4 protein-coding genes are annotated in these 4,239 nt (G+C 57.9%); all 4 read left to right on the forward strand.

Annotated elements, in window-relative coordinates:
• Positions 1-775, forward strand: a 775-nt coding sequence (locus RMO57_RS16010; RefSeq protein WP_310388287.1) for an N-6 DNA methylase, incomplete at its 5' end; no start/stop codon positions are given.
• 370 nt (positions 776-1,145) lie between these two features.
• Positions 1,146-2,048, forward strand: a complete 903-nt coding sequence (locus tag RMO57_RS16015) for a restriction endonuclease subunit S (protein ID WP_310388288.1) — start codon at positions 1,146-1,148, stop codon at positions 2,046-2,048.
• Entirely contained in the window at positions 2,038-3,222 is a 1,185-nt protein-coding gene (locus tag RMO57_RS16020) for an AAA family ATPase (protein ID WP_310388290.1), read from the forward strand. Before RMO57_RS16015 ends, RMO57_RS16020 begins: the two co-directional genes overlap by 11 nt.
• A gap of 38 nt (positions 3,223-3,260) precedes the next feature.
• Positions 3,261-3,818 carry a DUF4276 family protein gene (locus RMO57_RS16025; RefSeq protein WP_310388292.1) on the forward strand — a complete coding sequence of 186 codons (558 nt, stop codon included), beginning with the start codon at positions 3,261-3,263 and terminating at the stop codon, positions 3,816-3,818.
• The last annotated feature ends 421 nt before the right edge of the window (positions 3,819-4,239 follow it).

The raw sequence follows: 4,239 nt of genomic DNA on the forward strand, positions 1-4,239 counted from the left end.
CGAGCCGGCCGACACCTTCACGCGTGACCAGTTTCCGGATTTGCGCGCCGACTTCATCCTCGCCAATCCGCCGTTCAACATCAGCGACTGGTGGCACGCCAGCCTGACGGGCGACGCACGCTGGCACTACGGCGACCCGCCCGCCGGCAATGCCAACTACGCCTGGCTGCAGCACATGCTGCACCACTTGAAGCCCAGTGGCCGCGCCGGCATCGTGCTGGCCAATGGCAGCATGAGTTCGAGCCAGAACAACGAAGGCGTGATCCGCGCCGCCATGGTCGAGGCCGATGTGGTGGAGGTGATGATTGCCCTGCCGGGCCAGTTGTTTTTCAACACGCAAATCCCTGCCTGCCTGTGGTTTCTGGTCAAACGCAAGCCCAAGGAGCGCAAGGGTCAGGTCTTGTTCATTGACGCCCGCAAGTCCAGCCGCATGATCTCGCGGGTGCAGTGCGAGTTTGCTGACGAAGAGATTGAGCGGATCGCAGCGGTGGTGGCGGCCTGGCGTGGCGAGGCGGCTGCCGTGGGTGAGATTGTTGGCGAGTACGCCGATGTGCCGGGCTTTTGCCGCAGCGTGCCGCTTGCCGAGATCGCGCAACACGGCCATGTGCTCACGCCTGGGCGCTATGTGGGTGCCGAAGAAGTCGAGGACGACGACGAGGCCTTTGGCGAGAAGATGAGCAAGCTGACCGAGAAGTTGGGCGAGCAGATGACCAAGGGTGCGGAGCTGGATGCCTTGATTCGGGCCAAACTGGGGGAGCTCGGGTATGAGTTCTGAGTGGACTCCCTTCACGGACTTGCTTGAGGCAATAGTCGATAACCGTGGCAAGACTTGTCCTGTGGGAGAGTCGGGTCGGCCACTTATTGCGACGAACTGCATTGACGGTGAGTCCCTATACCCGCGTTACGAAACGATTCGTTTCGTTGACGAAGCGACTTACACATCGTGGTTTCGAGGCCATCCGCTACCCGGCGACATTTTGTTCGTGTGCAAAGGTAGCCCTGGACGCACGGCGCTAGCACCCGACCCGGTTGACTTCTGCATCGCGCAAGACATGGTCGCAGTGCGAGCTGATCCGAAAAAGGTGAGCGCTCGTTACCTTTTTGCCGCGTTGAGGTCTAAGACCGTTCAGGACCAAATAGCCAACATGCACGTCGGCTCCTTGATTCCTCACTTCAAGAAGGGCGACTTCGGCAAACTTCTTATCCCGAGATTCGATGGCGCTCAAGAGGAGGCGATTGGCGACCTCTACTTCGAGTTGTCTCTACGGATTCGCAACCTCCTCGAAGCCAACGCCACGCTGGAAGCCATCGCCCAAGCGTTGTTCAAATCCTGGTTTGTGGATTTCGACCCTGTGCGCGCCAAGTGCCAAGGCCTTCTGCCCGAAGGCATGGACGAGGCCACCGCCGCGCTGTTCCCTGACAGCTTCGAGGAATCGGAGTTGGGCTTGGTGCCGAAGGGGTGGAAGGTCAAGAAGCTAGAAGACCTCTTAGTCCTTCAACGGGGTTTTGATTTGCCTACCCAAGACCGTGTTCCTGGTGCATTTCCTATCATCGCGGCCAGCGGCCCCAGTGGCACTCACCAGCTTGCGATGGCGAAGGGGCCTGGGGTCGTGACCGGCCGATCCGGTGTTCTAGGCCGCGTGTTCTTGGAGTTAGGTGACTATTGGCCCTTAAACACGGCACTGTGGATCAAAGAGTTCCGAGGGGCGACAGCCTGCTTTGCTTACGAGACGCTTCGGCTCTTAGACCTCAAGTCTTTCAATGCAGGGTCCGCAGTGCCGACCTTAAACCGAAATCACATTCATGGATTGCCGTATGTCATTCCAAGCCGCAGATGCGTTGAAGCCTATGAAGAAGTCGCGTTACGGGTGCACCAACGAGTTAGAGCCAATACGGAGCAGGCTGAATCCCTATCAGCCCTCCGCGACACCTTGCTGCCCCGCCTGATCTCCGGTCAGCTACGGCTGCCTGAGACCTTGACTGACAATGAGGCAATCGTCGCCCACCCATTCGCTCGCGACGGCACGGAGCCCCTGCATGCAAATTGAATCCATAGAGATCAAGAACTACCGACTGTTTCGCCATACCAAGCTGGCGAATATTTCCCGCTTGTGTGTGCTGGTGGGCGCCAATGGCACGGGCAAGTCCACGCTGTTCGATGTGTTCTCGTTTCTCAAAGACGCCTTGGCCATGAATGTGGGCAAGGCAGTGAGCAAGCGCGGCGGCTTCAAGGAGCTGGCCAGTCGGGGCTTTGCCAATGAGCCCATCGAGCTGACTCTGCAATTCAGATTGGAGCTGACCGGCAAGGAACGTCTGGTGACCTATCTGCTGCGGGTGGAGCCCGACAAGACCGGCCGGGCCGTGGTGGCGCGGGAGATCTTGCGCTACAAGCGTGGGGCGAATGGCAAGCCATTTCACTTTTTGGACTTCACCTTGGGCGAGGGCTATGCCATTACCAATGAGGAAGATTTCTCCAAACCAGATGAAGAACTGGCGCGCGAAGTGCAAAAACTGGATGCCCCCGACATCTTGGCCGTCAAGGGTTTGGGGCAGTTTGACCGTTTCAAGGCTGCCAGTGCGCTGCGGCTGATGATTGAAAACTGGCATATTTCGGACTTTCATGTGTCGGAAGCCAGACCCAGCCAGGAAGACGGTTTTGCCGAGCATCTGTCCACCCGAGGGGACAATTTACCGCTGGTGGCCAACTTCTTGTTCGAACATCACCGGGCTTCGTTTGACCGGATTCTGGACGCGATGAAAGCCCGGGTGCCAGGGGTGACCGTGGTGGAGCCCAAGCAGACCGAAGACGGGCGCTTGGTGCTGCGTTTTCAGGACGGAAGCTTCAAGGACCCCTTCATCGCTCGCCATGTGTCGGACGGCACGATCAAGATGTTCGCCTACCTGGTATTACTGAACGACCCGCAGCCCTATCCCTTGCTGGCAATTGAGGAGCCAGAGAACCAGCTGTACCCTGAATTGCTTCCCGAGTTGGCCGAAGAGTTCAGGTCCTATGCACGGCGTGGTGGGCAGGTGTTTATTTCATCCCATTCGCCGGATTTTTTGAATGCATTGAGCCTGGATGAGATTTACTGCTTGCGCAAAGAGCAAGGCTTTACTCGGATCAGCCGTGCGAGTGATTCCGCCAATTTGCGAGCGTTAGTGGAGGCCGGGGATCTGCCAGGCTGGCTCTGGAAGCAGGGTCTGCTGGAGGGTTTGAATTGATGGCCGGTCGATTGGTGTTTTTGTTGGAGGAACCCTCCATGAGACACCTGTTGGAAGGGCTGATTCCGCGCTTGTTTCCTTCTTGGCAGCTTGGCCAGCATTTTTTATGCGTGCCGCACGAAGGCAAGAGCGACTTGGATCGCAGCATCAAGACCAAGCTCAGTGCTTGGCAAATTCCGGGCGACCGCTTTGTGATTGTGAGAGACAACGATGCAGCGGATTGTGTTGCGGTGCTGGAGAAGATCAAGGCCTTGTGCGAAGCCGCTAAACGACCAGATACGCTGATTCGGCTGGCCTGCCAAGAGCTAGAGGCTTGGTACTTGGGCGATTTGGAGGCCGTTGCGGCCGCTTTCGATTATGCAAAGGCGAATTCACCAGCATTGCGCAAGAAATTTCTTGACCCCGATGGATGGCAAAAGCCCTCAGTCGAGCTTCAGCGCTTGGTGCCCAATTTTCAAAAAGGTACGGGTGCACGCGCTATGGGTAGGCATTTGCGTGAGCCGGAACACAACCGTTCGAAAAGCTATGGGAAGTTTGTAGTGGGCGTAAGGCGCGTCGCTGAGGAGATGGGGTTTGAAGCCGGCGCCTTTGATTAATCAGTGACGGTGGGGTTTACGAGAGGTCAGTGCGTAGGTGCGCAATGAAAGAGCATTTTCATCCTGCGCGCCATCATTAAAGAATGCTTTAATAGGCCGGTTTTCAATTCAAGTCCGCTTTCATACCCACGATGCGCAGCACGGGCCTTTACCTAAACTCAAGCACCCTGGGCGAAGTCGTCCAGGCCTTTGTGCCGCACCCCTTGCCGCCCCGCAGCCCCGACCTGGCGGCTGAATCATTCGCTGCGCTGAACCACGCCGCCGAGCTGGCGCTGGCGCGGCTGTCTGGGGTGTCAGGCCTGGTGCCTTCGGTGGCAGTTCGGCGCCCAGACGCCCATGTCGGACGCAAAAACCCCGGTGAAAATCTCGCGCACGAACGACGCGCCGACAACCGAACCGATGGCCACCGACGCCGTTGGGT

This window comes from Roseateles sp., from assembly GCF_031397715.1.
Taxonomy (GTDB): Bacteria; Pseudomonadota; Gammaproteobacteria; order Burkholderiales; family Burkholderiaceae_C; genus Paucibacter_A.